Raw genomic sequence first — 26,186 nt, forward strand, 5'->3', positions numbered from 1 at the left:
TCGTTGTCAGGCTGCGGTGCGGATGCTGCGCCAGTTGACCTTCTGCGAGCGGGGCGGCGTGATGCGGTTGCGCAGGACGCCCAGGCCGGCAGCTTCGAGTTCGACGACATCACCGGTCGAAATCCACCGCTCGAGTTCGAAACCGCAGCCATGATTGACCGTGCCGGAACCGATCACGTCACCAACATTCACCGTCTCGTCCTGCGAGGTGTAGGAGATCATCTCCTCGAAACTCCACTGCATTTCGCCGGGCGTCGATTCAGCCCAGACCTCGCCATTGACCAGCACGCGCATCGGCGTGTTGAGAACGTCTGGCATTTCATCAGGCGTTACAATCCAAGGCCCGAGCCCCCAGGCAAAGTCCTTGCCCTTGAACGGACCGGTATTGTTGGCCATCTCGCCTCGTTGGGTGTCCCGCGCCGAAAAGTCGTTGAGCAGCGTGTACCCAAGGATGTGCTTACCAGCCTCGGCCGCATCGACGTTCCGCGCCGACAGTCCCACCACAGCAGCAATCTCGAGTTCGAAATCCAGCTTCTTGGTATATTCGGGCCACTGGACGTCGTGATCGTGGCCGACAATCGAGGTTGGATTGGCCTTGAAGGCAAAGGGACGTTCATACCATTCCGGGGGCAGCTTCAGGCCCATCTTGCCGAAGGTCGACAAGAGATGGTCTTCGAAGGCGGCGAAGTCGCGCAAAACCGGCACCTTGATCGGCGGCATAAGCCTTACATCCGCAAGCCGATGCGCGAGCGCTTCGCCCTTCGGTCCGCGCAGTTTGGTTGCGGCGATATCATCCCACTCAGCCACAAGCCAGTCCTCGATTTCACGAACCGGATCAAGGGTGGGCCCATATAGGAGCGCTACGGCATGGAGATCGGCTGGAGCGAAAGCGTCGGCGCGCAAAGAGGGGCTCGGTTTGCCCTTGGCCGCCGAGAACGCCGCGTAGGCCGCATTGACGTCGACGATCCAGCCCTTGCCATCCCTGGCGGCCGCGATTGGACCGCTGTTGGCAGCATCGACCCGGACGATGCCGAACCTGTCGACCGGGCCAAGCGGGCCATCAATTCGGAATGTTGCAATCTTCATTGTGTCACCTGCGCAATATCAACCTTGTCGTCGGCGTCGGTGCCGGGGAAAGGTCCCTGCTTGATCTCGATCAGACGCGTTCTTGGCTCAAGGAACTCGACCTCGTGGCCTTCGGCCATCAACAAAAGGTCGTTGGGTTCGAGAAAGACGTCACCCAAGGACACGCCTTGCCGTGTGAAGATGCCGACCCGAGCGCGTCCGCTCTGACACATGAGAATCTGGTGTCTGGTAGGCAGCGGGGGGAGTGGCTCATTCGGTACGTGATAGTGAGGAAGGGTGATCGCTCCCTTCTGGCGCTCGAGCATGATGATCTGCAACGGCCAGCCATTGTCCGTCACATGGGCTTTCGTGGTGCGTTCGAGTGTCGGGTCCGCCACCTTGTAGGCTTCCTGGACATGACGGATTTCATCCTCGGTTTCCATGAATGGCGGGAACCTGTCGAACGCGCTGAAGTGGCCGCCGATGTAGATAGCGATCGTCCTGTTGTCGTCCGGCGCGCGGTAGAAGCGCACATGGTCAATATTCTGGTCTGGATGAGGGCTGGACATTTTTTCCTTCATTGCGTTTGCCGAGATGAAGCGACCTTGCGCCAGCGGGGGCTCTATCGATTGCTTGCCGCCGCCGCGCCTCTCATCGCTACCGTCCCACCTGCCCATGCGAGCCACCAGACTGCAAAATCGGAACTTAATGTTTCGATTTTGACCACCACGTCATCATTTTTGCAAACAAAAACGTATGACAATAATAATTGCTTATTGCGAAATTTTCTGCCATTTTTTGCATGGCGATAAGAACCGCACTGCAGCGGCAGAGGTTGCAAGGCGCCAAGAACCTCGATGAAATGAGGTACCACTGGCCGGCCAATAATCCGGAATGGGAGAAATCATTGATTAATTTCAATGACTACTACTACTTTGCCCAAGTCGTGGAAAATAGTGGGATCACTGCCGCCAGCAAAGTGCTCGGCCTGCCGAAGTCGAAGCTCAGCAGGCGGATCGCTGAGCTAGAGGCGCGATTGGGGGCAAGGCTGATCCAGAGAACCCCGCGCAGCTTCCTCGTTACCGAATTAGGCAGCGAATTCTACGAGCACGCTCGTAAAATGATGCTGGAAGCACGAGCGGCTGAGACGGCCGTCAAGCGCAGGCTCGTCGACCAGACGGGCACGATCCGGCTGTCGAGCTCCCCTACAGTTTCGCGCCTTTGCTTTGCGCAAATCATGCCAGCGTTCCTGCGTAATTTTCCAAACACCCACGTCAAGCAGGAAGTGCTGAATCGGCCTGCGGATATCATCAACCGGATGTCGGACCTGTTCATTCTGTCTCATGAAGATACGCTCGATGACTCAACCATGATCCAGCGTCGGCTGCTGATCGAGCCACGGCATCTGGTTGCCAGCCGTGAATATATTGCACATTCGAAATCGCCGACCGGTCCCGACGATCTTATGTCACACCAAATGCTCGCAACATCCGAGACGTCTACCCAGATTAGGTGGGACCTGACCGAAACCTCGACCAATCGGCAATCATGTCAATGCCTTACGCCCCGCCTTGCCAGCAACGACATTTTTGCTGTCGCTGCGGCAGCCCGCGCTGGCGCTGGCATCGCCGCGTTGCCAGCATCTGTCTGCGGCGATGACATCAGGACAGGCGAACTCATACATATACTGCCCGAATGGACTGCGGGTGCGACCATGGTCAGCGCCTTGCTGCCATCTAAGCAGGGTGTGCTGCCAGCCGTTCGAGCATTGCTTGACCACATCACCGAACAATTGCCTCCAATTGTCGCCGCCCTGCACCCGCATAGGCAGGCCGCAAGGGCGACTCAGTAGACTGACATCCAGATCTGGAGACACGCAATGATATATGAACTACGCTACTACGAATGCGTGCCGGGAAAGCTACCCCTGGTTCTCAAGCGTTTCGAGGATCATGCGTTGCCGATCTGGAAGGAGTTGGGTATCCGGTCACTCGGTTTCTGGACAACGGCGATCGGCGATAACGACCAATCTCTCCACTACATGCTAGCTTGGAAAGACCTCGCCGACCGAGAGGCGAAATGGCCCGTCTTTGCTACGGATCCGCGGTGGCAGTTGGCAAGGAAGCTCAGCGAGCCCGCTGGTCCACTGGTCGCCAAGATCAGCAACTCGATCCTCAAACCAGCTTTGCATGGCACAGCGACCGCCTTTGCAGCGCCCGAATGATCGGCATGCGCAAGCGCCATTCAGAGACTATCTGTATGCCGTCTCGCGAGGTGCTTTTCCGCCCTAACCTTACCCTGTCAAGGTTTTGGGTGGCGCGCGGTGTCGAGGCAAACTTGGATCGGCAAAGCCGACACGAGGCAAATCTCCGTCGAGGCGGCATATTCGCAACTAAACGAACAACCACCGACGCACCAGATATCAAACAACTCGAAGGAATAGCCCGTTGGACGGAGAACGGAAAACGGGCGCCAACGGATGAGCTCCAATGAAGTGGCTGGGCAATGTGCGCTTCTCTTCACGCCGTTATGGCTTCGGCCAGCAACTAAAAGGACTTGGACACCTTGGTCACCGGGACCCTTGAGCCGCACGAGTGATTTCGCGACATCCGGTTCAGTAGAACGCAAGTCACTCGTTCTTCGCTAAAGCCTGCCGGCGGATATTAGAGCGCTGTAAGTCCTGTTGGGCACACCGCCGTGCTTATGGGGTGCCGACCGTCTCAAACGCGCTACTCGAAGTGAGAAAGGCTCTCAGACATGGATGGCTCTTGAGTAATTCACGTACGGCCTCTTGCCGACTGACGTTCGGAAGATACTCGTTCCGGTACGCATCGATTGCATCCAGCACATCAGCCGAAAATCTGAGATGGACCGCTTCCGTACCAATCGCAGGACGACCACGCTTTCTACGCCCCTGCTTCAATGTTCTAGACCCCTTCTGCTTCCCAACGGAATTTGCTTTAGGAATCTGGGAAGGTCCCGTCAATATAAGAGTTTAGGAATATACTGCAGCCCACGGCAGTCGATACGCGGCAAAATATGAACAACAATATCTGCACCAAGAGCGAATTCCTTCGAGCGCTCGAACGCTGGGCAGCAGCGGACAACCTGTTCAAAAAAGAGCAGCGCATAAGGCGCCGACATCGGCACGTCCGCCAGGACTGACATGCCGGGGCGATGTCGAAGCAAATTCGCGCCCGGCTCGATCGGTCAACAAGGTGACCTAAGGAGGTTCAGCATAGCGCAGCGGAGCGAGAACCGGGACTGATCACCTCCGACGAGCGGTCAATTTGCCGATGCGATCTTGGCGCCGGCAGACATTATCTCATAGTTCGACAAAGGCTGTCGGTAGCTCTCCGTCACGATGCGAGTACATGGATTCTCACGCCTGGAACAACCTCGCGCGCAATCTCGCACAGGTGTCGATGGTGCGTGAGGTATATTACCTGGCCGGTTTTGGCCATTTCGCCAAACAGCCTGAACACTTCCTCCGACCTGACGTGGTCAAAAGTTTCCATGATGTCGTCAGCAATGAACGGTACTGAGGAGCGAACTTGCCCGAACTCGTAATAACCAGCCAGTCTCAGCGCGAGATAGAGTTGAAAGCGAGCGCCCTTCGAGAGTGCGTCGGCCACCTTGGATTGCCCGTCACGTTGCATGGCAATTAGGACTTCCCCACCTTTGACGGGTTGGGTCGTCAGGCCGGTGTATTGTCCTCTCGTCATCAGCGTAAAGGCATCAGAGGCGCGTGCCATCATGCTCGAGCGATGACGTTCCCGGTAAAGGCGCAGCGCGTTTGCCGCAGCCATAATACCCAGTTTCAGTTCGATGAACCTGACTGCCTTTTCTTCGATGTCGAGTAGCATGGTCCGGCGTTCGGCATCGATACGAGCAACCGCACTGTCTCCACCGATAGCCTCCAGCCTGTCGGCCGCCCGCGTCAACCGAACGAGCTGCGCCTGGATGAATTCGTCGAAATCAGCAAGCCGCCGCTCAATTTCAGCCTTTTCGACCTCCAGGGAATCTAAGGTTAGGCCCTCCATGGCCGCCATTGCCTGAACTGTGTTTTCAACTCCGAGCTCGATGCAGAGCTTCTCCTTGAGTTCGATCACCTGACGACCCAAGCGGTCCCGCTCGCGCAGCTGTTCCTCACGCTCGATAACTTCTGCGAGCGTATCAACGGCGAAGATCTCAAGCACTTCGCTCTTGTTTTGGTCGTGGGCTACAGCCTCTTGCTCGAGGCTTTCCTTGACATCTTTCAAACGCTCCAATTCGATGAGGAGGCTCGCCTTGTTCTCCCTTGCACGATCGGCGAGCTCCAGGCGCTGTTGAAAGGCCACCACGAGCTGCGCCGGATCGTCATCATCGACACCATGATTCACTTCAACTGCAGCAGCTGCGACCTCAACGACGAATCTATCCCGGTCTGCTTGCATCTTGTCGATGCGCAGTTGCAATGCCTCGCGATCCTGAAGAGATCTAGATAGAAGAGCCAACTGGTCGAGGACGCTTCCAAGACCCGGTACCGAAACGCTACCCTCGAGCCATGTCCCCCTGATCGTCTCGGCAACGGCAAGAAGCCACTCCTGCTCGTGCCGTTCCGCCAGTTCGACTGCGCGCCGTCGGTTTGCTAGCTCCTCTTCCTTGGCAGCTACTGTCCGGAACGCTTCGGCCCGCTCGGCATCGATCCTGGTTTGGCGCGCCAAGAACTGGTCGGCTACGGCCATTGCCGTCTCCAGACTGTCTCCGGCGTTCGGGGCGATGCCGACGCTCTCCAGCGCCCCAGCCAGCGCAAGCAATGTGACCGCTCCTTCATCACTCGCACGCTCGGCCCTCTTGCGGGCGAGGTCGATCTTCGACCAGGCCTCGAGAGCGTCCTTGCGAGCTGCAGCGTGATCCTCGACTTGTTCTATCAGACGCTCGGCTGGGACGTCCGGCTTGTGGGGAAGCAGATCGCTTGCTGCAGCCACCACCTCTGCCAGCAACGCTTCACTATCAAGGCGGTTCGCGTCAATGGCAGCATGCGCTCGGGTAAGGACAGCCTCGGTTTCAGCGAGTCGTTGCCTCGCTGCGCGCAATTCAGCAAGTACTTGCGCATTGGTCAGTCGGCCAACCCCAGCAGCGTCGTCGCGTGCAAGAGCCAAAGCAAACTGATCGGCCGTTTCACCAACCAACTCGCTCCTGTGCCTTTGCCAGGCCTCGTCGCGATCGCGACGGATCGCTGCGGCCGTCTCGTCATCCGGAACGTCTGCGGAGGAACGGAAGGCGTCAAGCCGACCCAATAGCAATGCTTTCAGGTCTTCATGCTCGGCAATACGCGTGGCAAGCACGGCCTTCGCCTTGGCAAGCTCGGCCAAACGCCCTTTCCACGCGTTGACTTGTGAAGTGCTCGGAACGGAGACCGCAGACAGTGACCGAGCGTCCCCCTCCCATGGATACAGGCGGCGCAATGCGGCCTCGCACAAGGCGGCGTTTTCATCCTCGATATCGCGCGCCGCCCGGATTTCGCGAAGGTGGCCGCTTTCCCTGGCCTTCGAAAGCGACGCCATCACCCGCGCCCTGGCTGGAGCTGGCACGGCCGGCTCCTCGCCAACACGCTCCCGTGCGGCCTGTAGGGCGTCGAATGAGGCCGTGGCCTCATCGCGTGCGACACGCAGACTGGTTGCGACGCCCGATCGCTGTTCGAGCAGGTGGCGCAGCGCCCCCACAATCGCCGCAGGTACAAGCAACTTTTCGGGATCTGTTTCGAACGACCGGCCAAGGGCTGATAGGCAGCTCGCCACCGCATTGTCGAGGATCTGCAATTCGGTTTTCCGTGCCGGCAAGTCGAGGCCAGCCGAAATGTAACGCGCCTTGGCGTCTGCCATGGCGTGCACCCGTTCCGACACAGCAAGGATTTGTTCGTCCAGCTGGATTGATCGTATCCTGCCATGAACTCTTTCGAGCTCGTCAGCAATCGCGGACTGCCTCGTCCTGAGGCTTGCGTCGTGGTCGATCATCTCTGCGACGCTGCCCGTCCACTTCAGGGCAGGCTCGACCAGGTCCGGCAGTTCTGCCAGACGCGCTTTCTTCTGCTCTAGCTCTCTCAGCATTGGGAATGCGTGCAGGAGCCTCGAAATAGTCCCCAGCCGTCCGGTCAGGGCCGCGCGTTCAGACACGCTGCGATCATACTGTTCCTTTGCGTCACTACGCTCGGATTCCAGGCTCTCGTAGGTCGATGCGAGTGTGTCTATCGCCTCGCGCGCGGCCTTCAGTTCGGCAAGGCGCTTCTTGAGGAGCGCAATCTCGGTGTTCTGTGCCTGCCTGCGGTGGATTTTGTCCGCATCCGTCTCAAGAGCGCCAAGGATGTCGCTGGCATGACCAAGTCCGGCACTGGCCGTAAACAGCAGCTTGCCCAGATCTCCACGCGACTCCAGTATCGCCCTCCCACCGGCTTCCAGCGTCTCGTCATCGAGCGAGAACATGGTGGTGTAGGCATCCCGGGAAAGACCTGCGAGATGAGCAGAAAGCGCAACTTCGCTGACCGGTTGGCCGACCTCATTGAACAACGAATTGTTGCGCTGCTTGGTGCGGGCGAAAACCTGCTCCTCGCCAGAAAGTTCGATCACCCCGCCAACACGCATGGCGCCATACTCATGCAGGAAATTGTAACGGCTGCGCTCCTCGATCCCGAACAGGAGATCGAGATAGCCTGACAGTGCTGTCGACTTGCCGGCCTCGTTGAGCCCGAAGACGATATGAAGGTCGGGCCCTTGTTCCGGCCTTCGCCCGAAATCGATCGTCTTGTCGGTGAACTTGCCGTAGCGGACCAGATCAAGGCGCCTGAGCCTCATTGCGCGCCACCTGCCTTGAGACGGGCTGTCACCAGCTCGGCGCCACCAGCAAGCACCCGGTCGAGAAACTCCTCCAACGCTGTTTCATCCTTTCCCGCGAAACCGCGTGCGTCGGGTGGCAGGTCTCCGAGTGTCCTTATCACGAGCGCCTTCGCTTCCTCGCGAAAGGCTTGGGACCTGATGTCGGCGCCCATGGTTTGGGCAAGCTCGAATATCGGGTCGGCAGCGCCTTCAGACGTCTGAGAACTGTTCTCCGACAGCTCAAGTTCGAGCTTTTCCACCCAGATATCGTCAATGTGTTCACCGAGCTGTTCGGCCTCAGCCAGCAGCAGATCCCTGTCGCGGATAATGCTCCACGACAGTGGCGAGGAACCCATAAGCCTCAGACGGATCACGGCATGACGCGACCTGACAGTCATTCTAACCTTTTCCAAGGCAATCCGAATGCGCCCTACGGCTTCCGCCCATTCCACTGTTTCCGTCAAGTCGACGTCCACACGCTCGAACTGGGCAATGCCTACCGCCCTCTCCTCGATCTCGATCGAACGGTCATCTCTGACGGTCACCAGCGTAACCGACTTTTCTCCTGCCTCGTTGATGTCCCTGCCCTGCGGCATTCCCGGCATCACAATCGTAGCTGTCCCAGGATAGACCTTGCGGACATGGATATGGCCGAGCGCCCAATAATCGAAACCATGCCGCTGCAAGTCGGCTACGCTGCACGGAGCATAGACATCGTGGCCGGGAGAGCCGGCAAGGCTGGTGTGCATGATGCCGATATTGACCACACTTTCCCGGGCAGCCGCATATTTGGGAAGAAGGCTCTCGGGCGCCTTTGAGCTGGCAAAGCTCAAGCCATGGAAGGCGACGTCAAGCCCACCAGCTGTCTGGAGCACTGTCTGAGCCCGGCCGCCAAATATGGTCACGGTTTCAGGAAAGGTGAGCTGCTTGGATATCCGCGACAGTGCGTCATGATTGCCGCGGATCTTGTAGACCATGACGCCGGCCTGATGAAGGCGCATCATCTGGGTGGCCAGAAAGCGTGCAGTCTTCATCGACGTCTGGTCGCCATCATAAAGATCGCCGGCGATAATGAGTGCATCGACCTGCTCCGAAAGGCAGAGGTCGACGATTGCGACAAAGGCCTGCCGGCTCGCATCGCCAACAAGCTCAGCAAGCTCGGCATTCCGCAGCGCCAGCGAACGCAACGGCGAGTCGAGATGAACATCGGCCGTGTGAACAAATCGAAACGCCATGCAGGTCTCCAGCCACAGAAGGCGAGCATGTCTGCGGCGACTATTGATGTGGCGCACCGGAACAGCTTCCGCTGCGAGTGGACGCAACGCTCCTTATTGCGTTGGAAAAGCAGCTTGTCAAAATTCAGGCAGGGCCGGGCGGAAGAATATCAACGTGGTGCCATAAACGCTGGCCCAGCCTGCAAATTGGCTGAAGCTATCCAATCGCAGATTGCGTTGTTCAACTGTGTGAGGCCATAGCCATCGCACCGGCGATGAGCCGGACCCGGTGGCTGATCGCTGCCAGGGTTGAAGTCATGAGTTGATCAGGAAAATTGCCTGGCAGTGAATTGACGACAGCTTGTGCCTGACGCTCAGCGTTCGCCTGAATGTCTTCGAAGATTGCCTTCATCGTCGGGGTACCAACACCCGCGAGATCCGCCGTCTGCATGAAATGACGGGGCACGATGTCATGAATCGCGTAGTGATGGTTTTTTCCGACCGACATTGCGAGCTTAAATTTCTTGCGGGAGACTTGGCCCTGGTCAAGGCTCGGCTGTGCGGTCAGGACGTCGTAAAGCGGTGTCATGCGGAACCGTCCGCCGGGCCCTAGGAAGATGCTGAAGTTCTTCGCGTGACCATCGGTCGCTCCTAGTAGCCAGAATATGATACTGGCGCGCATGAAAGTCGCGACGTCAGCTTCAGGCGTGTCGCTGCCTTTCAGCAGGTTGATGATCTCCCGCATGCCAGGCCCACCATCCGACTGGTATTTTTTGGTGGGAGGGATCGATAGAGCCTGGCAGGTGTCTTCTTGAGGCAGCCGGAGCAATCGACCATCCTTCGTCCAAAGACGGTCAAAACGTTCAACGATGAGTGTGCGACGTCCCCCAAAATCCGCGATCTCGACTTTTGCGGATGGGACACCGAGTGCATCCAGCAGCTTGAGACAAAGATACTCATTCTCCACGCTGTTGGAGAGATCGATACCATTAGGGAGCTGGCCGATCTGCGGTTTGAGAATGTGGCTGGTAGCAGTGGTGCCGGTGGGTTTGAACCACCGTCCATCCTTGCGCAGCAGCGCTGTCTTTTCCTGTGCCCCAGCAATCGAGATGCGGAAATCTTCATCCTCGCCCATGCCGAGCGGTGCTGCGTGGAGGTTCTTGACGATACCGGCGATGTCGTCGTCACTGACCGGCTTTCCGTCGGTGCCACCGGCAGCGCCGGGGTCGAGGCCGTCGGGCAGAAATTGCAAGGCGCCCACACAGTCATGGCCGAGGGCGGTCAGCAGACTAAAAGCGTCGGTACCGTCGGCGCCGACGCGCTCGGCGACACGCCTGCGGATATGGTCGCCATCCGGCAGCAGATTGTCGAATACATTGATGACCGCGGTGCCTATGTATCGGTCTTCGCGCAGCGGCAGGGACAGTGAGACGGGAAATGTGCCACCCCAGTCCAGCCAGTCTCTTCCATATTGAAAGTCGATCGCGCCTGTCGCCTCGCGGCGCAAAACGCCGACATGGCGACCGTTCAGGAAAGCATTGAGAGGGACGTGAGCTCGCTTCCGTGCCATCAGAATAGGTTCTCGATGTCGCTGGCGCTGCCCTGGCTGCGTGGCCGGACGACGATCTCCAGGTTCAGGGCCGACAATACTTCCATTACGGTGCGCAACTGGACGGCGGGTTCCCCAGCCTCGAGTCGCGAAATCGTGCCCTGCCGCAGATGGATTTGTTCCCCCAGTGCGCCCTGGCTCAGTCGCGCCTGCTTGCGGACGCGGCGTAAGATGGCGCCGAGTTGCTTTTCCGTGCGGGCAATCTGTTCGTTCAAGGCAGCCTCCATGCCCTGTATACGCGATGGCGTATATATCGTCAATATACGCGAATGCGCTTAATCCTATGCTATACGCGAGATTGTATAAAAACAGTATATACGCAAACGCGGATAACTCATGCCGAGTCGGGCCGCGCCCACAGGGCAGGCCAAGTTGGCATAATTGGCTGCGATTAGGCGACGCCTGCCCGCACCCAAAACTCTTCCCGAAAGCTGCCAGTCCAGTTTCCACAAGGTTCGCGTTACGCCGCCACTCGGGTTGTGCCAGATACGGTGGCGGCTCACGTCGAAGCCCATCCCGATTGGGAAGACTGGCTCTCGAACACCGGGGAGACGCCCGGCTCGTGGTGGCCGGAATGGACCGATTGGCTCGATGGGCATTCCACGCCTCCGGCCAAAGTTGGGGAATACGGTTTCAGAGCGATCGGCTCGGCGCCCGGCACATATGTGTTCGAGAAGTGAAAGATGCTGCGGCGATTTTTGATCCCGATCAAGGTTGGTTCGTCGCTGTCCTGCTTGGATGCGGGTCGTCAAACGCATCTGCAGGAGGCATTCATGTTTACCAGCAACGTCGGCCCTTTAGACCGCGGCATCAGGATCGTTGTTGGGCTCGTGGTCCTGTCGCTTCTTTTTATCTATCCGACGAGCGACTGGCGCTATGCGAGCCTGCTCGGCCTTGTCCCGCTGCTAACCGGCCTTGCCGGCACGTGTCCGCTCTACAGCATGCTCGGCCTTTCGACCTGCTCTACGCAGCGCGGCTGAGTGGCCTGACTGGAGAGGTTCCGCAGCCGGCTTGAACGAATCGCGGCACCTCGATGCTCGACCGTCAGAACGGACGCGGACTGGCTTCGGCGGAAGCTGCCCAGCGTCCCTGCCGTACCTCAGACGCCGGACCTGTCTTCCCGCATGTTCCGGTTCGGAAACGATGCCAGCATTGTGGCTCGTTAGTGAGTCCGAAGTCGACGTCCGTGTCCAGAAGATGGGCTAACTTGTCTGCTTTGCCAGGCGTACAATGGGTGAGATGAAGCACCAGGCGATTCCACTTATCGATCGCCTTCAGTGCGATCTCAGCATGCTTTCCGGGGAGGACCGTCCAGTCCTGCCAAGCTTGGAATAGGCTGACCGGGGAGATGCCAAGGGTCAGCCTTGGACGTTTTCATCCGCTTCATCGCTGCGGTCGGGCACGAAGGCTAGCCCGTACCCGAACAGGCGACCAACCCTCATAATCGTCTCATAGGTCGGGTTAGCGTTCCCGTTTTCCATCTCAGCGACCTGTCGGCGGGTCAGTCCGATCAAGGCAGCAAACTCCTCTTGAGACTTTCCAAAGGTCATGCGGATCTCCTTAAGGTCATCCGGAAACCGCAAACGGCCCGCCGCTGCTTTTTCGCCGAGCGCCTTTCGACGTGCCCTGACCTCTTCTTTGCTTGGTCTGCTGAATCTCGCCATATCTACCTCACCGCCCGGCGCAATGCCTCAACCACGTCGCTGCACCTCACTGTTGCTTGCTCTACTGCCTCAGCAAGCGCACCTTCCTCGATCGCGATGGCTGGCGCAGCTTCAAGAGCGTCGGCAAAGGCCACGAGCCCTTCGGCCAGCGCCGTTCCCTCAACCCCGTCACCGGAGACGGCGTCGCATACACGCGACCAATCAGGCGCGTAATCGGAGCCTTTGTCTTGCATGCAACGCCATTTAGTTGAGCGTGCGATCACGTCATCCGCCAGCTTCATCGGGGCGAAGTCGTAAAGGGGAGAGAGCCTCGCTGCGCCGTCGGAATATTTGGACATTGCAGTGTTACGGCCATGGTTATCGGGATTTCCCATGGCTAGGTTGGTTGCATCTCGTTTGAGATACTCGAGCACATCAGCCTGCGGATCCGCGGAATAGGCCTTCACGATTTCCACGTAACGTTCGTGAGCATCGATGTGACCGAAATCTGAAACGCCGACTGCGGACGTCATGCTCTCCTGACCAACCCTGGCTGTGCGCCCACGTTCGTCCACGTATCTGTCGAAACGGGAGATTATCATTGTTCCGTTTCCGGCTGTCGATGGTGCGTGGACATGCAGCCCAATGCGGGCGGCCACCTGCGAGTAAACAGCCTCTGTTTTAAGAATGAGTCCGTCAATGTCGCCGCCGCGCTTAAGCTTGACGATGAGGTGTTCGACGGCCTCATCATCAGCCACCAGAGGGTCGGGATAGTACAGTCCGTCCTTAGCAAGCGTCAGCGCAACCTTTGGCCACTCGCCTTGAAGGCCACTAGAACCGGAGGCGATCATGGCGTGGTTGTCGACGACTTCCACGAACAGATCCGTGCGATCGAGGATGTCGTCAAGGGCTAGCCCCGTGCGAACAACACCTTGGAGTCGTTTGGCTTCCTGTTCGGCTGCTTCCTTGATCCTGACATTGCCGATCGTGCTGCCCCCGGATCGCATCAGTAACGGTAGGTCCGAGGCACGGCTGTCTGGTGGAAGTCCGAGTGCCTTGGCGAGCCTGATACGCGCATGGCCTTGTGGGAGGAGGTCAAGCAGGAATGGAGGCCAGCGCGGAGTGCGCTTATCCGCCAAGCTTAAAGGATATTTGAAAGAGACAGCCCGGAAGTCCGTGACGGGGCGTTCATCTGCGAATTCGACCGCACCTTTTTCAGCGAAGTAATCGACATCGTAACTGACGGTCGCTCCGGCGAGGAAACCAGCGTCGGGCTGCTCAAAAGAAACCTCTGCAGCGTCGAACCAGCGGCCACCCACAAACGTCTGAAGCGTGATGATCATGAAACAACCCTCATGATGGGTTATATAATCGTGATAATACCAACTAACAACCCATCAAAAGGATCATAATCGGAGAACCCATATCGGAGGTCAGACTTTTCACTCCGACTAAACAGCGTTTTGTGTCCTAGGGGTGCCTTCGCGGTATCCGGCCTGCAATCCATGTGCCACTGCTTCTTCCGGTTATTGGCTTGCGAAAACAACCGACCCATCAGCTTGATGAACATCGTCACGGCATCATCGGTGAGCTTCTGGCCGAGCTTAATAATCTGCGCCACGATCAAGGCGTGCCGGCGACTGGCGTTGAAGTCATTGGCCAGCCAGGCCGCCGTGGCGTTGCCCTCACGAATCATCTGGTCCCACCGTCCCGAGGGAACACGCAGCTGCAAACTCAGGTCGATCTCCAGCGTCCGCAGGAATGCAACCCGTTCAATCAGCCCGACCACGCAGATACCAAGCGTCTGGCAGGGCGCTCTCATCTTCGGCGCGACCGGCGAGGCGCACGGCTGCGGAGGCGCATTTCAGTGTCAGCCGCCGGCGCCTGGCGCCAGCCCAGAGCGGTTCTGAACGCATCAAAGTGCCGAGCGACGTCAAGGCTGCGCCGGCAAAGAACACGGCATCGGTTGCGTGTTCGACGGGTCCGCCCGGCAAGGCCCAAGATGGCACACGCAGCGGCGGAGGCGAAGCGGTGAGCGATGGGTCGGTTCGACTCATGCGGGACATGATGAATCGGACGTGCGCTTTTGATCAACTAGGGCACAACAAAGCGCACAGCCTGTCGACCACATCAAATGAACGATAATGTTGCCTTATCATTCATTTGATGGCCTACTGCCGAAATGGCCTCTAACGTCGAGCAAAATCCGGAAAACCGTACCAAACTGCACTCTCCTCGACGAGAGCGCACGTCGGAAAACGCTGTTCCGGCCGGAAACGGCCCCGCTGACGCGGTTTCCGTCGACGATTTGCCCGACATCGTCGATGTCGTGATGGCAATGGGCAGGCAGGCAGAAGCGGTGAGCGAGCCGGAAGCTGTCATCGTTACGGGTGACGGAAACCCCTCCCTGCCCTGCCTGCCGAAGTCATGCCCGCAGGTCGCCTTCCAGGGCAGCTCGGCGATCTGGCCGAGCGTGCGCGCGGTTATGTCGAGGCGGCCAGTTCCGCCAACACCCGCCGCGCCTATGCCGCCGACTGGAAGCATTTTTCCGACTGGGCCCGGCGCAGGGTTTTGCCACCATGCCGCCGGATCCCGAGACCGTCGGGCTCTACATCACCGCACTCGCTCCGGCGCCGGCAGCGGCGACAAAAAATCCGTGTCGACCATCGAAAGACGGCTCTCCTCGCTCGCCTGGAACTATGCCCAGCGCGGGGCAGAAAAACTCGACCGGAAGCATCGTGCCATCGCCACCGTCATGGGCGCATCCGCAATGCCCACGCCCGCCCTCCCCGGCAGAAGGAAGCGATCCTGCCCGAAGATCTGATCGCCATGCTGGAGACGCTCGAACGCGGCACGTTGTGGGCTTGCGCGACCGCGCCATGCTGCTGCTCGGCTTTGCCGGTGCGCTGCGCCGCTCCGAGATCGTCGGCCTCGACTGCAGCCGCGACCAGACCGAGGACGGCCGCGGCTGGATCGAAATCTTTCCCGGCAAGGGCATCCTGGTGACCTTGCGCGGCAAGACCGGCTGGCGCGAGGTCGAAATTGGCCGCGGTTCGGCCGACATCACCTGCCCTGTCGTGGCTTTGGAGACATGGCTGAACCTTGCCCGCATTGGCCATGGCCCATTGTTTCGCCGTATCACCGGCCAGGGCAAAAGGGGTCGGCACTGAGCGGCTCAACGACCAGGAAGTCGCCCGCCTGGTCAAACGCACGGCCCTCGCCGCGGCGTGCGCGGCGACCTGACCGAGGCCGAACGGACCAGGCTTTTTGCAGGCCATTCGCTGCGCGCTGGCCTTGCGTCATCGGCCGAAGTCGAGGAGCGTTACGTGCAGAAGCAGCTTGGCCATGCCAGTGCCGAAATGACCCGCAAATACCAGCGCCGCCGCGACCGCTTCCGCGTCAACCTCACCAAGGCAAGCGGACTCTAATTGAGGGAACGGCCCTCCTCGCCCGCTTAAGCGGCGCGAGCGTCCATATCAGTTATGACCATAGGCATCAGCGATCCCCCCCTATTGCGCTGCAGTTCAGCTCCACCCCGCAAGTAGCCGCTGTGAGCTCCCTCTGCAGCACTCCATCACCCTGCTATTAGCGAGATTTACCTTGCATTTATGGATCCATGCTCCATAAATACAAGGATGATTGTCCGCAGAATTACCCTGAAGTCCTCGAAATGCTCGACACGTCATCGGCCGTTGCGCTGCTGGGACCCCGCAGGTCGGCAAGACCACGCTTGCGCTGGAAATCGGCAAGACGAGGCCTTCAATTTATCTGGACCTCGAATCTGTTGCCGACCGCGCCAAGCTGATCGAGCCCGAACTCTATCTCACAAGACATGAAGACAAGCTCGTCATCCTCGACGAAGTCCACCGGCTCCCAGGGCTGTTTCAGAACCTGCGCGGCCTATCGACCGCGGTCGCCGTGCTGGCTTGCGGACCGGACGTTTCCTGTTGCTCGGATCGGCCTCCATCGATCTGATGAAGCAATTGAGCGAGACGCTTGCCGGCCGCATTGCCTATCTAGAAATGCACCCGTTCGATGGCCTGGAGGTTGCCCCACGGGACCTTTCCTCTCTTTGGGTGCGTGGGGGTTTCCTGAAAGCTTCCTTGCGCCTAATGACCGAGCCAGCCTGCGCTGGCGACAGGATTTCATCCGCTCTATCTGGAGCGCGACATACCTATGCTCGGGCCTCGCATTCCGGCTGAAACCGTGCGCCGCTTCTGGACAATGCTCGCCCACCACCAATCTGGCTTGCTCAATGCCGCGGAATTTGCCCGGGCACTGGCATCGATGGCAAGACGGTCGCTTCATATCTCGACCTTCTTGTCGATCTGCTGCTCGTCCGCCGCCTCGAGCCCTGGTACTCCAATGTTTCCAAACGTTTGGTCAAATCGCCCAAGATCTACGTCCGCGACAGCGGCCTCACTCATGCACTGCTGGGTCTCGGCACACAGGAACAGCTTCTGGGTCATCCTGTCGCCGGCGGCAGTTGGGAAGGTTTCGTCATCGACCCTGTCGGCAGCAGTTCCCGAAGGCACTGACATAAATTTCTACCGCACATCGGCCGGCGCCGAAATCGACGTCCTCTCACCTTGCCAGGCGCAGCCGTGTGGGCGATCGAAATCAAACGCAGCCTGTCACCGAAGGTCGAGAAAGGTTTCCATTTAGCAGCCGAAGACATCAGGCCAGACCGCCGCATCCTCATCTACCCGGCACGGAGACCTATCCGCTGCCCCACGACGTCGAGGCGATGCCGTTGACCGTGGTCGCAGCTGAGCTCGCAAAGCTGCACTGATCTATCCCGCTTTGGCCTGTGCCCCTCCCTGCCGCGCAGCAGCGCCATCAGCACCGGCCGATCGAGAATTCTCCGGCCTGTGCCTTCGCCGTCAGGCTGCGCAGATAGCCGCCGGGGCTGGAAATGGCCTCGCCCTTCTGCAGCATCGCCGCCACCATGATCGCGGCATCCACCGCCCCCATCGCCTCGCAGGCCTGGTTCCACGCATCCGGCTGACGCCGAGGGCGCCGCGCACCAGATTTGCCGTTTCCACCAGATCCGCCCAGCCCGAAATTCCGTTTCGTGCGTAATCGGCAATGTCAGGGCAGGCACGCAGCACCATGCCAAGCGGATAACCCGTGGCGGCTGGCTCCTGGTTTCCGGTTTCACCGCAGCGGCCGTCCTTGGCCTTTTTCGAGCCGGGTTCAAGTTCATGGGGGTATGTATTTGAATTTTGTATGTGGCGCTCGGAATGAGACTCATTGGCGCTTGTTTCTTCAGATTTTATGTGCGTTTCCAGCGCCTTGCGTACCTCCTGGGCAAACGCAGCCAGCTCGGCGGCAATCGGTTCGAGCTCGAGCCGGCTCGCCGTGCGTGGAATACCCGCCACGATCTCGCGATAGCTGAGATGCAAGCGCTGCCAATCGGCCGCAATGCCCTCCTCGAGGCCGAAGGCAATCATCTTGGCGATGTCACGACGCAGGATGGTGATGCGCTCGCGGACGAGCAGAAGCGCCCGCCGCTCAGCCCTCACTGCCTCAGCCATGCGCTCGAATTCTTCCGCACGGGCCAGTAGCGGCGTCAGGTCGAAGCCAAAGGCCTGCTCGATCGCACCGTCAAAGCCCTTGCGGGCATAACGCTTGCCATTGGGCTGTCGCGGCGCACCACCAGGCCGCAGTCGACCAGCCAGCACCGACAGATGCCGCCTGAGCGTCGCCGGCGCCATACCATGCGCCCTCAGCGCCAGCTGGGCATTGGACGGGAACACCACCAGCCCCTCCCCTTCCACGAGATCCGTGTCGGGATGGAAGCTCAGCAGCGCGTTGAGAACGGCAAGGGCGCGATCGCTGGCGCCAAGCAATTGCTTGGCCTCGCAGACGGCACGAAACACCTGCCACTTGTTGGAGCTGGCGCCAGGCGCGCAGCTGTCGGCCGCCATCTGACCTGCCACCATGGCAAGCGACAGCGACCGCCGCCCAAAGGGCGTCGTCGAGATATGCGGGTCCATAATTTCCCTGCCTTTCAAAGAGGCAAAAGAAATCTGCTCACCAGTTAGGTGCCGTGACTCTTGACACTGATTCGGGGAAATGCGATTCTCTAGTTCTTCACGCTATGAGAAGGGCTTCCACGACGGCAACGTTTTTGGGGGCCTTTTTCTTTTGCGGTATGTCTCCGTTTTCTACTTTTCTGACCGCCTGAAAGCCTCGTAGAGGCTGTCCAGCTGGTCCGTGATGAAATCAGCAAAGCGCGGGCCGTCCGCGGCCTCAACAGCAATCAACGCCTTCTTCGGTGTCTTCTTCACCGACACGCAAACCGATTTGTCGCCGGCGGCCCAGACATTGGGCGCTGCGGACACCTTGGCTTTCTTGGGTACTCTCTGAGACTTCAGGAAACCCAGAAGGGCGTTGAAGGCCTCATCGCTCGCATTTCCTGTCGCAAACTCCTCCGTAGCAACGAACGCGACGGCTTTAGCGGCATTGGCTGGGACCTGCACGATCTTCTTGAGTTCTTCCCACCGATCGCGCCCAACGCCCTTTGCAGCACCCACTGCCTCGAGGATTGCCTCGGGAACGGTTTCTGCAACCGAACTCATACGAGAGAGTAGCGTATCGTCGATGGTCAGGGCGGATTTGACGACATCCTTTGTCATGCCGCTGTCGAGAAGCTTTCGCGCGAAAAGAGCCTTTTCGATGAACGACAAATCGGCGCGGGCCGTATTCTCCTGCCCTTGGGCGAGGACATGCTCGATATCAGCCAATGGCTTCACCACCGCTCGCACGCTCGTGCCAAGATCCCTGGCAACCTTCGCGCGACGATGCCCGAACACGATCATGTATCGCTGTGTGTCATCAGGATGCGGCCGGACCAGGATTGGAGTCGATTGCCCCGAACGCCGAATTGCATCGCGCAGCTGCTGGTATTCTTCATCGTTGTCGCCAATGCGATCAGCAACAAACGACCCATCAAGCAATGCCGGATCAAGCGATACAACCGTTTCGCCATCAATCATCCGCAGCGAGTTCTCGGCCAATTCGTCCAATGACTGGATCATGGAACGAGAGGCGCCGCGCATTGCATACTGCGAGCGAGCTTCCGAAGCCGAATGGGCCGTTTCACTCTTGTCGCCAGCCATTGCCGCAGCCACACTTGCCAGAAGATGCTTTCTAGCCATTGCCGCCTCCGAAACTCCAGCTCATCAGTTTGATTTCACGCAGAAAAACGGCGTTCTGCACGGCTGTCAAAATTGTCATCTGCGTCCCCATGCCTGGTGGACGAGCCCGGTGATTTCAGAGTTCACCAGGTTGAGGCTTTCCATTGCCCGGTCGTAGGTCGAACGCGTAAACTGGCTCTTCTCTACTTCGTACAATGTCTGCTTGGTTATGCCCGCATCCGAGATGGCGGTGGATTTCAGCATCTGGTTCTTGAGCATCCGTTTGTTAAACAGTGCCTGCAGAAACCCGACCATCTGAGCCTGTGGTCCATCGGTCGGTTCGTAGCGCGTGACGAGGTAGCGGAACCACTTCAGCTTGACCCCTGCCCCTGCCCCCTTGATGGACTGTAAGATGCCTCCGAGCATCAGCAGAAACTGGCTCATCGACATGATGTCGAGCATCTGCGGATGGACGGTGATGAGCACTGACGTCGAAGCCGTCAGTGCCGTCAGCGTGAGATAGCCCAGCTGCGGCGGGCAATCGATGACCACCACGTCATACCGATCGTCGACCTCCTTGAGGGCATTGGAGATCCGGGTGAAGAACAGCTTGCCTTCAGTGGAGTTCTTGCTGGTCGCAGCCAGCGGTGTTTCGTATTCGTATTCTTGCAGCTCGAGGTTCGCGGGCACGATATCGAGCCCAGGGAAGTTGGTCGGCCGGATCACGTCCTTGATTGACTTCCGTTCGCCGTCATAGCGAAGCGCCTCATAGAGAGACGGGTTCTTGTCGAGTTCTGGCTGTATGCCATGGAGAGCTGACAGAGAGGCCTGGGGGTCAAGATCGACGGCAAGCACGCGATGTCCGGTGAGAGCCAGATGCTGCGCTAGATGTGCTGCGGTCGTAGTCTTTCCGCTGCCACCTTTGAAATTGACGACGGAGATGACCTGCAGCGCCTCACCCTGACGGCGATGCGGAACATAACGCTTGAAGTCGGTGCGGCCATGCTTGTCGAGGTATTGCCTCAGTTCGAGCATCTGCTGCGCCGTATAGGAGCGGCGGCCAGACGGGGAAACCTCAGGCGCAGGCCCCTTCCCTTCCAGGTGAAGCTTCTTGATATGGTTCTGAGTGACACCGATAAAGTCCGCGACTTCAACCGACGAAAACTGCCGTAGCCCTTTCAAGGCATTTGGGGGATATTGCTCCAGACGGAGCATGTTGAGTTTGTCTGAGATGAGTTCCCCTTGTTCGAGAATCTCCTCATCAAAGTCGAACTCGACGTCGTGGTTGGGTACCAAATTCATAGTCGCCGACTTCCGGAATAACGCTTTTCTCAAGCGATTTGCTTTTCAAGCGTGATTAATGCTTGATTCTCTCCTTCCGGCAAGAATTTTTTAGTTAACAGCAGATTAACGCCCGATCGAAGGCTCGGTTTGATACGGCTTGAACACATCCAGCTCCCACACCGCCATTGAGGCATGTCGGCCGACCATGGATTGCTGGCGGCACGTCCATACGCTTCGTAAGCCATTGTTTTTATCGGAAAAATGCGCGTTCTGCACGGCTGTCAAATTCGACAATTCCTCGACCCCGCGTTTTCGATGAATGCAGAGATATTGCGCTCGCCTACCGACGCCTCCATCCTCGCTACCGTCGCAGGCCAACAAAGACGCGCACGAGATGCCCCTTTCCCTCGCTTAACGAGACCTGACGAGCAGATCAGGGACGAAGGATCCGACAATGACGCCCAGAGCTCGGTCGGGTCGGTCGCGTTGTGCTCGCCAGCCCGCAACCGGCCGCGGTGGCGACGTGGCCGCTACGGTGCTTCTGTGCATCCTTGGAGGTAGGGGCGCTTTTGAGAGACGTTAGGGACTGCAGCAGCACAGGCTGACAATCCATTCCGCAGGCAGCGGAGCCACGGCGAGGTATTGTCCAACCCTACTGCACCACCGCGCTCAAGATCCGGAAGGCCTTCGACAGCCAGCGGTAGCGTCGCGATAGGTTTGCCTGACCTGACCTGAGCTCACCAGTCAACGACCCGGACGCGCAGTTCGCTAAAGAGAGCTACCAAAGCCGCAAGGATCGGTGATGCCAAGGTCGATCCCAAACTCATGAAACGCGTCGGCACACTTGTCGGTCGCGTCTGAAAAGTTGTCCGCGGACAACTTTTTGCCCTTCAACCAGGTAATGACCGCTGCGCATAGACAGCCGACGAATGCGCGGGGCACTTCGGCCCTCGGTCAAAGCCACCAATCGACCCTCAGTTCAAAAGTTGTCCGCGGACAACTTAGCCCTTCAACCAGAAAAACAATGACCGCTGCGCGTAGGCAGCCGACGACTACGGCGCATTTCAGCGCCAAGCCGAAGCCTCATTCGAACCCGCTTCAAAAGTTGTCCGCGGACAACGCCGCTATGCGATCCCGATCAGCGCAGTCCGCTCGCATGCCGGCGACCGCTAGTTCAAGAGTTGTCCGCGGACAACTCAGCCGATCGACGCCTAACATCGCTTCTCGCTTAGATTGACGCGCTTGCCGCAATGACGTCATTGCGAACATTCGTCGCTGCCGCTAGGCACCTTAGCTTCACGCCAGCCCTTCCACATTGAACAGGCGACCAGCTCTAAACCGCAACACCAACCCATTGCAGTCGGCCGGAGCTGTGGCGCATCCGATGACGGACCTTCCCGAGGCGTCGAAGGCGGCCTCGACGTCGTTCCGCAGTTGAGCGCCCAAGACACAGCGTGTCCGTCGCTCCTTCCTTCTTGGGAAGGTGGAAACGGCAAGCAAGCAGCGCGTCGGAAACTGTTCACTTGGTTTTTTTGGGGGGGATGTGCTCGACCGATGACAAAGTTGACGGAGCTTCTCGACCTGCGTTGCGATATCTTCGAGGCACTCAGGGGCTTTCTTATACGTCGCCCTGAGCCACCTAGCCACGGCTGCGGTTTCCTCGGCGCTTCCCTGTATCCCTACGATGCGTCTGTCGAACGTGCCTAGTTAGGAGATAGATACTCTTGCTTGTCCCACCCTGGATCGACAGTGCGTCCGGCCCAAGCTCGGTGAGAAAGACTATCAGTTCGGGCAAACCTCCGGGCAATGGGTAAACGGCGAGCCCTTACAAGGCCTCCCTTTGATCTCAGCCTCCGTGAAGCGTGTGCCGTGCTGTCTCATCAGGGCAAAAGTTCCGCCGATTTCAAAAGCGCCGATATGGTGGACCGAACGCGTCACCCTGCTTCTGGCAAAAGATGACGTCGAGGCCGCTACCGGGCCGGCGACCGGGTTCTGCACGATCGCAGTTCAGCGCCGCACCGCTGCCGGCATCGGCTGGCAGCCATGCAGGTGTCTCAGATCGAGCAGTTGCGCCGCCAGCGCATGACGGGGCCGGCGATTGCCCGGTCCTTGGGCCTGGCGCGCTCGACGGTGGGCCTGGTGCTGCGCCGGCTGGGACTGAACCGGCTGGCCTGGCTTGATCCCCGGCCCCCGGTGCTGCGCTACGAACGGCAGCGGCCGGGCGAACTGGTCCACATCGACATCAAGACCCTGGGCCGCATCGACGGCGTTGGCCACCGGATCACGGGCCAGCACCAGGGCCATCATCGCGCCCGAGGTATCGGCTACGAACACCTGCATGTCGCCATCGACGATGCCTCGCGCCTCGCCTATGTCGAACTGCTGCCAAGCCTGGGCCGGGAAGATGCCACCGGTTTCCTCAACCGGGCACTGGCCTGGTATGCCAGGCTGGGCGCCAGGGTTGAGCGGGTGATGACCGACAACGGCTCGGCTTATCGCTCCAAACTGTTCGCCCAGGCGCTCCAAGGTGCCGGTGCCCGACACATCCGCACAAGACCCTACACCCCGCGCACCAACGGCAAGGCCGAGCGCTTCATCCAGACTTCGCTGCGCGAATGGGCCTATGCAAGGCCATACGCCTCATCGAACGAACGCGCCAAAGCCATCCACCACTGGGCAGCTAACTACAACCTGGAACGCCCACATTCCGCCCTTGGCGGCATCAGCCCGTTCCAAAGACTGAACAACCTTCTTGGAAACGACAGCTAGGGCGCGCGAAATTGCTAGCGACATCGGCAAAACTGGCCCAGGACGATGTACTAAATTCCGAGGAGCTGGGGCGTCGCCACTCCAGCGGCATTTAAGCCAGTGCCTAGTCTCAGAATTGGGTATTCTGCCTCAAATAACGAAGCCGACTCCCCAGAGGCAGAGTGGTAACGGATTTTCCTTAGCCGAGTGCTAGCGTTGCGAGCACCAGTGCTTCGGCAGATGCTTTGGCCTCGCCATCGAGAGACCAGCCGTTAGCGCCTCATCCAAGTTCGAAGTGAAAAATGCGGTTTCGGGACTTCCCCCAAAATGATTGACCCGTAGTTCGCATCCCCGCTTGCTGATCAATATCCCGACGACCCTCAGTTGGTCCCGAACATTCTGGAATTTCATTCGTCACTCCCACCTCTGAACCTCCCTCAGCAAATTAGTGAAAACTAAAATTGCGCCAAGAGCAAGGGTTTCGTTAATGAAAAGTTAACGGAGCGGTCTGCTGTCTATTGTCGAAGCAGCCGGTTGGCCATCGCAGCCAACTGTAGAATTCTACACTCACCAAGCGACAGAATCCGTGATGACTTCGCAGCCATCCAAAGGGTGAGGGCTGAGAATGGCGACTTGGAGAATAATACTTCTTTATACTAAAAAGCCTGCGAGCCGATTACTTGCGAATGATCGTCGTTCGGGAAGACGATGCTTCGGCGAGTTGGAGCAATCGGCATTCCATGATTTGCTGATCGGAAGCTCACGTTCGGGCGCTGACAAGCGGCTGAGTGCGGGTAGGGCAGGTAAACCCGACCAGGGAAATCTCCTCACATCGTGCAACCGCACTGCGCGGGCGCGAGAACGTTTCAACGACCACCGAGTTGGAAGGGCAGGTCGTTTCAAATCCTTGGTCTCCTGGCCTGTCACGCCCGGATCAACCCAAGCCAATGCCACCGCCATCTTTCGCCAAGCGGCATGAGATGGCCGACATGGCGCAACTTCGCTCCCACCCGCGTCTCATACGCAAGCTGCGGGATGCACTTGGCCAGGAGCTCTGCGAGGCTCTCGTGGACGCATCTGTCGTTGAGATCATGCTGAACCCCGACGGACGGGTTTTCATCGAACGGCTTGGAAGTGGCATTTCGCTAGCCGGAGAGATGAATGCCGCCACGGCCGAGATCGTCATCGGAAGCGTGGCGCACGCGCTTCACTCAGAGGCCGATGAGGGCCGCCCGATCATTTCTGGTGAACTGCCGATCGACGGGCATCGTTTCGAAGGATTGCTGCCGCCGGTTGTCTCGGCCCCGACATTCACTATCCGCCGGCGCGCTTCGCGGTTGATCCCACTTGTCGACTACGTGTCCTTCAACATCATGACAGTGAAGCAGGCATCCGTGATCCGCGATGCAATCACTTCCAGGCTGAACATCGTCATCTCTGGTGGAACGGGTTCGGGCAAAACGACTCTTGCCAATACGGTCATCGCCGAGATCGTCGAAACGTCGCCGCAGGATAGGTTGCTCATTCTTGAGGACACGGCGGAGATCCAATGTGCCGCAGAGAATGCGGTGGCTCTGCATACCAGCGACACAATCGATATGGCCCGTCTGCTCAGAAGCACGATGCGGATGAGACCTGATCGCATAATTGTCGGCGAGGTCAGAGATGGTGCTGCCCTGACGCTCCTGAAAGCCTGGAACACCGGCCATCCCGGCGGCGTAACAACGATCCACTCCAATACGGCGATGTCGGCGCTACGACGCCTCGAACAACTGACCGCCGAGGTCAGCCAGCAGCCGATGCGTGAGGTGATTGGAGAAGCGGTCGATCTCGTCGTGTCCATCGAGCGAACGCCGAAAGGTCGACGGGTACGAGATGTCATCCTTGTCGAGCGTTTCGCCGGCACTCAGTACCAAACAGAGATTTACGCTCATATCGAGGACCAGCGCCATGTCGCATGACCGTCACACCGTTTTCGTCATCGGCGCTTTCGCGCTGTCTCTTTCACTTATCCTGGTCGACCCGGCCCTCGCCAGCTCCGGAGGTGGCTTGCCGTGGGAAGGCCCGCTGCAACGAATCCAGCAGTCAATCACCGGACCTGTAGCGGGCTTCATCGCGCTAGCCGCTGTTGCTGTTGCTGGCGGCATGCTGATTTTTGGCGGCGAGCTCAACGATTTCGCGCGCAGGCTCATGTATGTGGTGCTGGTTGCGGGCATTCTGCTCGGCGCCACTCAAATCGTCGCGCTATTCGGTGCAACAGGCGCCTCCATCGGCGATGTCGACGCCTCCGCTGCTTCTTCCGAGACAAGGGAGGGGGACCATGACTGACATACGGTCCAATCTCCAGCGCAACCGCATCCATCGTGCTCTGTCGCGTCCAAACCTGCTGATGGGGGCGGACCGGGAACTGGTCCTCGTCACCGGTCTTGCTGCAGCGATCTTGATCTTCGTGGTGCTGACGCTCCATTCGGCTGTGTTTGGGATCGCCGTGTGGATCGGGGTGGTTGCCGCACTTCGAATGATGGCAAAGGCCGACCCGATGATGCGCCGCGTCTATATCAGACACATCTGCTATCGGTCGCACTACCGGCCCACCTCTACGCCCTGGCACCGCTACTGAGGGTGAT

The 26,186-nt window shown here is 58.9% G+C and carries 21 protein-coding genes and 4 pseudogenes; 9 read left to right on the forward strand and 16 right to left on the reverse strand.

What is annotated here, in order from left to right:
* Positions 1 to 6 precede the first annotated feature (6 nt).
* Positions 7 to 1,086 (reverse strand): fumarylacetoacetate hydrolase family protein, encoded by a 1,080-nt coding sequence (locus SLT36_RS30635; RefSeq protein WP_432289459.1) that lies wholly within the window; start codon positions 1,084 to 1,086, stop codon positions 7 to 9.
* A complete protein-coding gene (locus SLT36_RS30640) occupies positions 1,083 to 1,742 on the reverse strand; it encodes a hypothetical protein (RefSeq protein WP_432289461.1) in 660 nt (219 codons plus the stop codon). The genes SLT36_RS30635 and SLT36_RS30640 overlap by 4 nt, the downstream gene beginning before the upstream one ends.
* Before the next feature lie 92 nt (positions 1,743 to 1,834).
* Here SLT36_RS30640 and SLT36_RS30645 point away from each other — a divergent pair, with 92 nt between their 5' ends.
* Both SLT36_RS30645 and SLT36_RS30650 read left to right on the forward strand, forming a co-directional pair.
* A complete protein-coding gene (locus SLT36_RS30645; RefSeq protein ID WP_432289462.1) occupies positions 1,835 to 2,917 on the forward strand; it encodes a LysR substrate-binding domain-containing protein in 1,083 nt (360 codons plus the stop codon).
* 27 nt (positions 2,918 to 2,944) lie between these two features.
* Complete coding sequence (locus SLT36_RS30650) at positions 2,945 to 3,289, forward strand: NIPSNAP family protein (protein ID WP_432289464.1); 345 nt, start codon at positions 2,945 to 2,947, stop codon at positions 3,287 to 3,289.
* A gap of 758 nt (positions 3,290 to 4,047) precedes the next feature.
* Here SLT36_RS30650 and SLT36_RS30655 read toward each other — a convergent pair.
* From SLT36_RS30655 to SLT36_RS30675, 5 genes are all read right to left on the reverse strand, one after another.
* A complete protein-coding gene (locus tag SLT36_RS30655) occupies positions 4,048 to 4,209 on the reverse strand; it encodes a hypothetical protein (RefSeq protein ID WP_432289465.1) in 162 nt (53 codons plus the stop codon).
* Positions 4,210 to 4,424: 215 nt separating this feature from the next.
* Positions 4,425 to 7,898, reverse strand: a complete 3,474-nt coding sequence (locus tag SLT36_RS30660) for an AAA family ATPase (RefSeq protein ID WP_432289467.1) — start codon at positions 7,896 to 7,898, stop codon at positions 4,425 to 4,427.
* Positions 7,895 to 9,154, reverse strand: a complete 1,260-nt coding sequence (locus SLT36_RS30665) for a metallophosphoesterase family protein (protein WP_432289468.1) — start codon at positions 9,152 to 9,154, stop codon at positions 7,895 to 7,897. Before SLT36_RS30665 ends, SLT36_RS30660 begins: the two co-directional genes overlap by 4 nt.
* A 220-nt stretch (positions 9,155 to 9,374) precedes the next feature.
* Positions 9,375 to 10,703 (reverse strand): type II toxin-antitoxin system HipA family toxin, encoded by a 1,329-nt coding sequence (locus tag SLT36_RS30670; RefSeq protein WP_432289470.1) that lies wholly within the window; start codon positions 10,701 to 10,703, stop codon positions 9,375 to 9,377.
* On the reverse strand, positions 10,703 to 10,957 hold the full coding sequence (locus SLT36_RS30675; RefSeq protein ID WP_432289472.1) for a helix-turn-helix domain-containing protein: 255 nt from the start codon (positions 10,955 to 10,957) through the stop codon (positions 10,703 to 10,705). Before SLT36_RS30675 ends, SLT36_RS30670 begins: the two co-directional genes overlap by 1 nt.
* Before the next feature lie 468 nt (positions 10,958 to 11,425).
* Here SLT36_RS30675 and SLT36_RS30680 point away from each other — a divergent pair, with 468 nt between their 5' ends.
* Positions 11,426 to 11,722 (forward strand): YgaP family membrane protein, encoded by a 297-nt coding sequence (locus tag SLT36_RS30680; RefSeq protein WP_432289473.1) that lies wholly within the window; start codon positions 11,426 to 11,428, stop codon positions 11,720 to 11,722.
* 64 nt (positions 11,723 to 11,786) lie between these two features.
* On the opposite strand, the gene SLT36_RS30685 is transcribed toward SLT36_RS30680, so the two are convergent.
* From SLT36_RS30685 to SLT36_RS30705, 5 genes and pseudogenes are all read right to left on the reverse strand, one after another.
* Positions 11,787 to 12,104 carry a poly-beta-hydroxybutyrate polymerase N-terminal domain-containing protein gene (locus tag SLT36_RS30685; protein WP_432289664.1) on the reverse strand — a complete coding sequence of 106 codons (318 nt, stop codon included), beginning with the start codon at positions 12,102 to 12,104 and terminating at the stop codon, positions 11,787 to 11,789.
* Positions 12,101 to 12,406, reverse strand: coding sequence for a helix-turn-helix transcriptional regulator (locus tag SLT36_RS30690; RefSeq protein ID WP_286299438.1), 306 nt, complete (start codon positions 12,404 to 12,406; stop codon positions 12,101 to 12,103). Before SLT36_RS30690 ends, SLT36_RS30685 begins: the two co-directional genes overlap by 4 nt.
* A 2-nt stretch (positions 12,407 to 12,408) precedes the next feature.
* Positions 12,409 to 13,728, reverse strand: coding sequence for a type II toxin-antitoxin system HipA family toxin (locus SLT36_RS30695; RefSeq protein ID WP_432289475.1), 1,320 nt, complete (start codon positions 13,726 to 13,728; stop codon positions 12,409 to 12,411).
* A 134-nt stretch (positions 13,729 to 13,862) separates the two neighbouring features.
* Positions 13,863 to 14,174 (reverse strand): annotated as a pseudogene (locus tag SLT36_RS30700) (Tn3 family transposase); the annotation flags it as partial.
* The gene (locus SLT36_RS30705; protein ID WP_432289477.1) at positions 14,158 to 14,451 is read right to left on the reverse strand and encodes a DUF1403 family protein; all 294 of its coding nucleotides are present in this window, start codon (positions 14,449 to 14,451) and stop codon (positions 14,158 to 14,160) included. The gene SLT36_RS30705 and the pseudogene SLT36_RS30700, both read right to left, overlap by 17 nt.
* Before the next feature lie 116 nt (positions 14,452 to 14,567).
* On the opposite strand from SLT36_RS30705, the pseudogene SLT36_RS30710 reads away from it, so the two are divergent.
* Positions 14,568 to 15,813: pseudogene (locus SLT36_RS30710) on the forward strand (site-specific integrase).
* 207 nt (positions 15,814 to 16,020) lie between these two features.
* Positions 16,021 to 17,177: pseudogene (locus SLT36_RS30715) on the forward strand (ATP-binding protein).
* 47 nt (positions 17,178 to 17,224) lie between these two features.
* Here SLT36_RS30715 and repC read toward each other — a convergent pair.
* The 4 genes and pseudogenes from repC to SLT36_RS30735 form a co-directional block, all read right to left on the reverse strand.
* Positions 17,225 to 18,384, reverse strand: a pseudogene (gene repC, locus SLT36_RS30720) (plasmid replication protein RepC).
* 171 nt (positions 18,385 to 18,555) lie between these two features.
* Positions 18,556 to 19,548: a plasmid partitioning protein RepB gene (gene repB / locus SLT36_RS30725; protein WP_432289479.1), complete on the reverse strand. Its 993-nt coding sequence runs from the start codon at positions 19,546 to 19,548 to the stop codon at positions 18,556 to 18,558.
* A 75-nt stretch (positions 19,549 to 19,623) separates the two neighbouring features.
* Positions 19,624 to 20,829, reverse strand: a complete 1,206-nt coding sequence (repA, locus tag SLT36_RS30730) for a plasmid partitioning protein RepA (RefSeq protein WP_067969602.1) — start codon at positions 20,827 to 20,829, stop codon at positions 19,624 to 19,626.
* Positions 20,830 to 22,593: 1,764 nt separating this feature from the next.
* Positions 22,594 to 22,692, reverse strand: coding sequence for a hypothetical protein (locus SLT36_RS30735; RefSeq protein WP_432289665.1), 99 nt, complete (start codon positions 22,690 to 22,692; stop codon positions 22,594 to 22,596).
* 111 nt (positions 22,693 to 22,803) lie between these two features.
* On the opposite strand from SLT36_RS30735, the gene SLT36_RS30740 reads away from it, so the two are divergent.
* The 4 genes from SLT36_RS30740 to SLT36_RS30755 all read left to right on the forward strand — a co-directional run bounded on the left by SLT36_RS30740 (position 22,804) and on the right by SLT36_RS30755 (position 26,179).
* Positions 22,804 to 23,580 carry an IS481 family transposase gene (locus SLT36_RS30740; protein ID WP_432289667.1) on the forward strand — a complete coding sequence of 259 codons (777 nt, stop codon included), beginning with the start codon at positions 22,804 to 22,806 and terminating at the stop codon, positions 23,578 to 23,580.
* Between the two features lie 968 nt (positions 23,581 to 24,548).
* Entirely contained in the window at positions 24,549 to 25,520 is a 972-nt protein-coding gene (trbB, locus tag SLT36_RS30745; RefSeq protein ID WP_432289669.1) for a P-type conjugative transfer ATPase TrbB, read from the forward strand.
* On the forward strand, positions 25,510 to 25,887 hold the full coding sequence (locus tag SLT36_RS30750; protein ID WP_432289481.1) for a TrbC/VirB2 family protein: 378 nt from the start codon (positions 25,510 to 25,512) through the stop codon (positions 25,885 to 25,887). Before trbB ends, SLT36_RS30750 begins: the two co-directional genes overlap by 11 nt.
* Positions 25,880 to 26,179, forward strand: coding sequence for a conjugal transfer protein TrbD (locus SLT36_RS30755; protein WP_432289483.1), 300 nt, complete (start codon positions 25,880 to 25,882; stop codon positions 26,177 to 26,179). Before SLT36_RS30750 ends, SLT36_RS30755 begins: the two co-directional genes overlap by 8 nt.
* Positions 26,180 to 26,186: the final 7 nt, after the last annotated feature.

Source organism: Aminobacter sp. BA135 (assembly GCF_050859125.1).
GTDB lineage: Bacteria > Pseudomonadota > Alphaproteobacteria > Rhizobiales > Rhizobiaceae > Aminobacter > Aminobacter ciceronei.

Coding starts and splice junctions, on each gene's coding strand:
- SLT36_RS30635 (WP_432289459.1), bottom strand. CDS start 1,086: ATGAAGATTGCAACATTCCGAATTGATGGCCCGCTTGGCCCGGTCGAC.
- SLT36_RS30640 (WP_432289461.1), bottom strand. CDS start 1,742: ATGGGCAGGTGGGACGGTAGCGATGAGAGGCGCGGCGGCGGCAAGCAA.
- SLT36_RS30650 (WP_432289464.1), top strand. CDS start 2,945: ATGATATATGAACTACGCTACTACGAATGCGTGCCGGGAAAGCTACCC.
- SLT36_RS30655 (WP_432289465.1), bottom strand. CDS start 4,209: ATGTCGGCGCCTTATGCGCTGCTCTTTTTTGAACAGGTTGTCCGCTGC.
- SLT36_RS30660 (WP_432289467.1), bottom strand. CDS start 7,898: ATGAGGCTCAGGCGCCTTGATCTGGTCCGCTACGGCAAGTTCACCGAC.
- SLT36_RS30665 (WP_432289468.1), bottom strand. CDS start 9,154: ATGGCGTTTCGATTTGTTCACACGGCCGATGTTCATCTCGACTCGCCG.
- SLT36_RS30670 (WP_432289470.1), bottom strand. CDS start 10,703: ATGGCACGGAAGCGAGCTCACGTCCCTCTCAATGCTTTCCTGAACGGT.
- SLT36_RS30680 (WP_432289473.1), top strand. CDS start 11,426: ATGCTGCGGCGATTTTTGATCCCGATCAAGGTTGGTTCGTCGCTGTCC.
- SLT36_RS30690 (WP_286299438.1), bottom strand. CDS start 12,406: ATGGCGAGATTCAGCAGACCAAGCAAAGAAGAGGTCAGGGCACGTCGA.
- SLT36_RS30695 (WP_432289475.1), bottom strand. CDS start 13,728: ATGATCATCACGCTTCAGACGTTTGTGGGTGGCCGCTGGTTCGACGCT.
- SLT36_RS30705 (WP_432289477.1), bottom strand. CDS start 14,451: ATGTCCCGCATGAGTCGAACCGACCCATCGCTCACCGCTTCGCCTCCG.
- repB (WP_432289479.1), bottom strand. CDS start 19,548: ATGGCTAGAAAGCATCTTCTGGCAAGTGTGGCTGCGGCAATGGCTGGC.
- repA (WP_067969602.1), bottom strand. CDS start 20,829: ATGAATTTGGTACCCAACCACGACGTCGAGTTCGACTTTGATGAGGAG.
- SLT36_RS30735 (WP_432289665.1), bottom strand. CDS start 22,692: ATGAGACAGCACGGCACACGCTTCACGGAGGCTGAGATCAAAGGGAGG.
- trbB (WP_432289669.1), top strand. CDS start 24,549: ATGGCGCAACTTCGCTCCCACCCGCGTCTCATACGCAAGCTGCGGGAT.
- SLT36_RS30750 (WP_432289481.1), top strand. CDS start 25,510: ATGTCGCATGACCGTCACACCGTTTTCGTCATCGGCGCTTTCGCGCTG.
- SLT36_RS30755 (WP_432289483.1), top strand. CDS start 25,880: ATGACTGACATACGGTCCAATCTCCAGCGCAACCGCATCCATCGTGCT.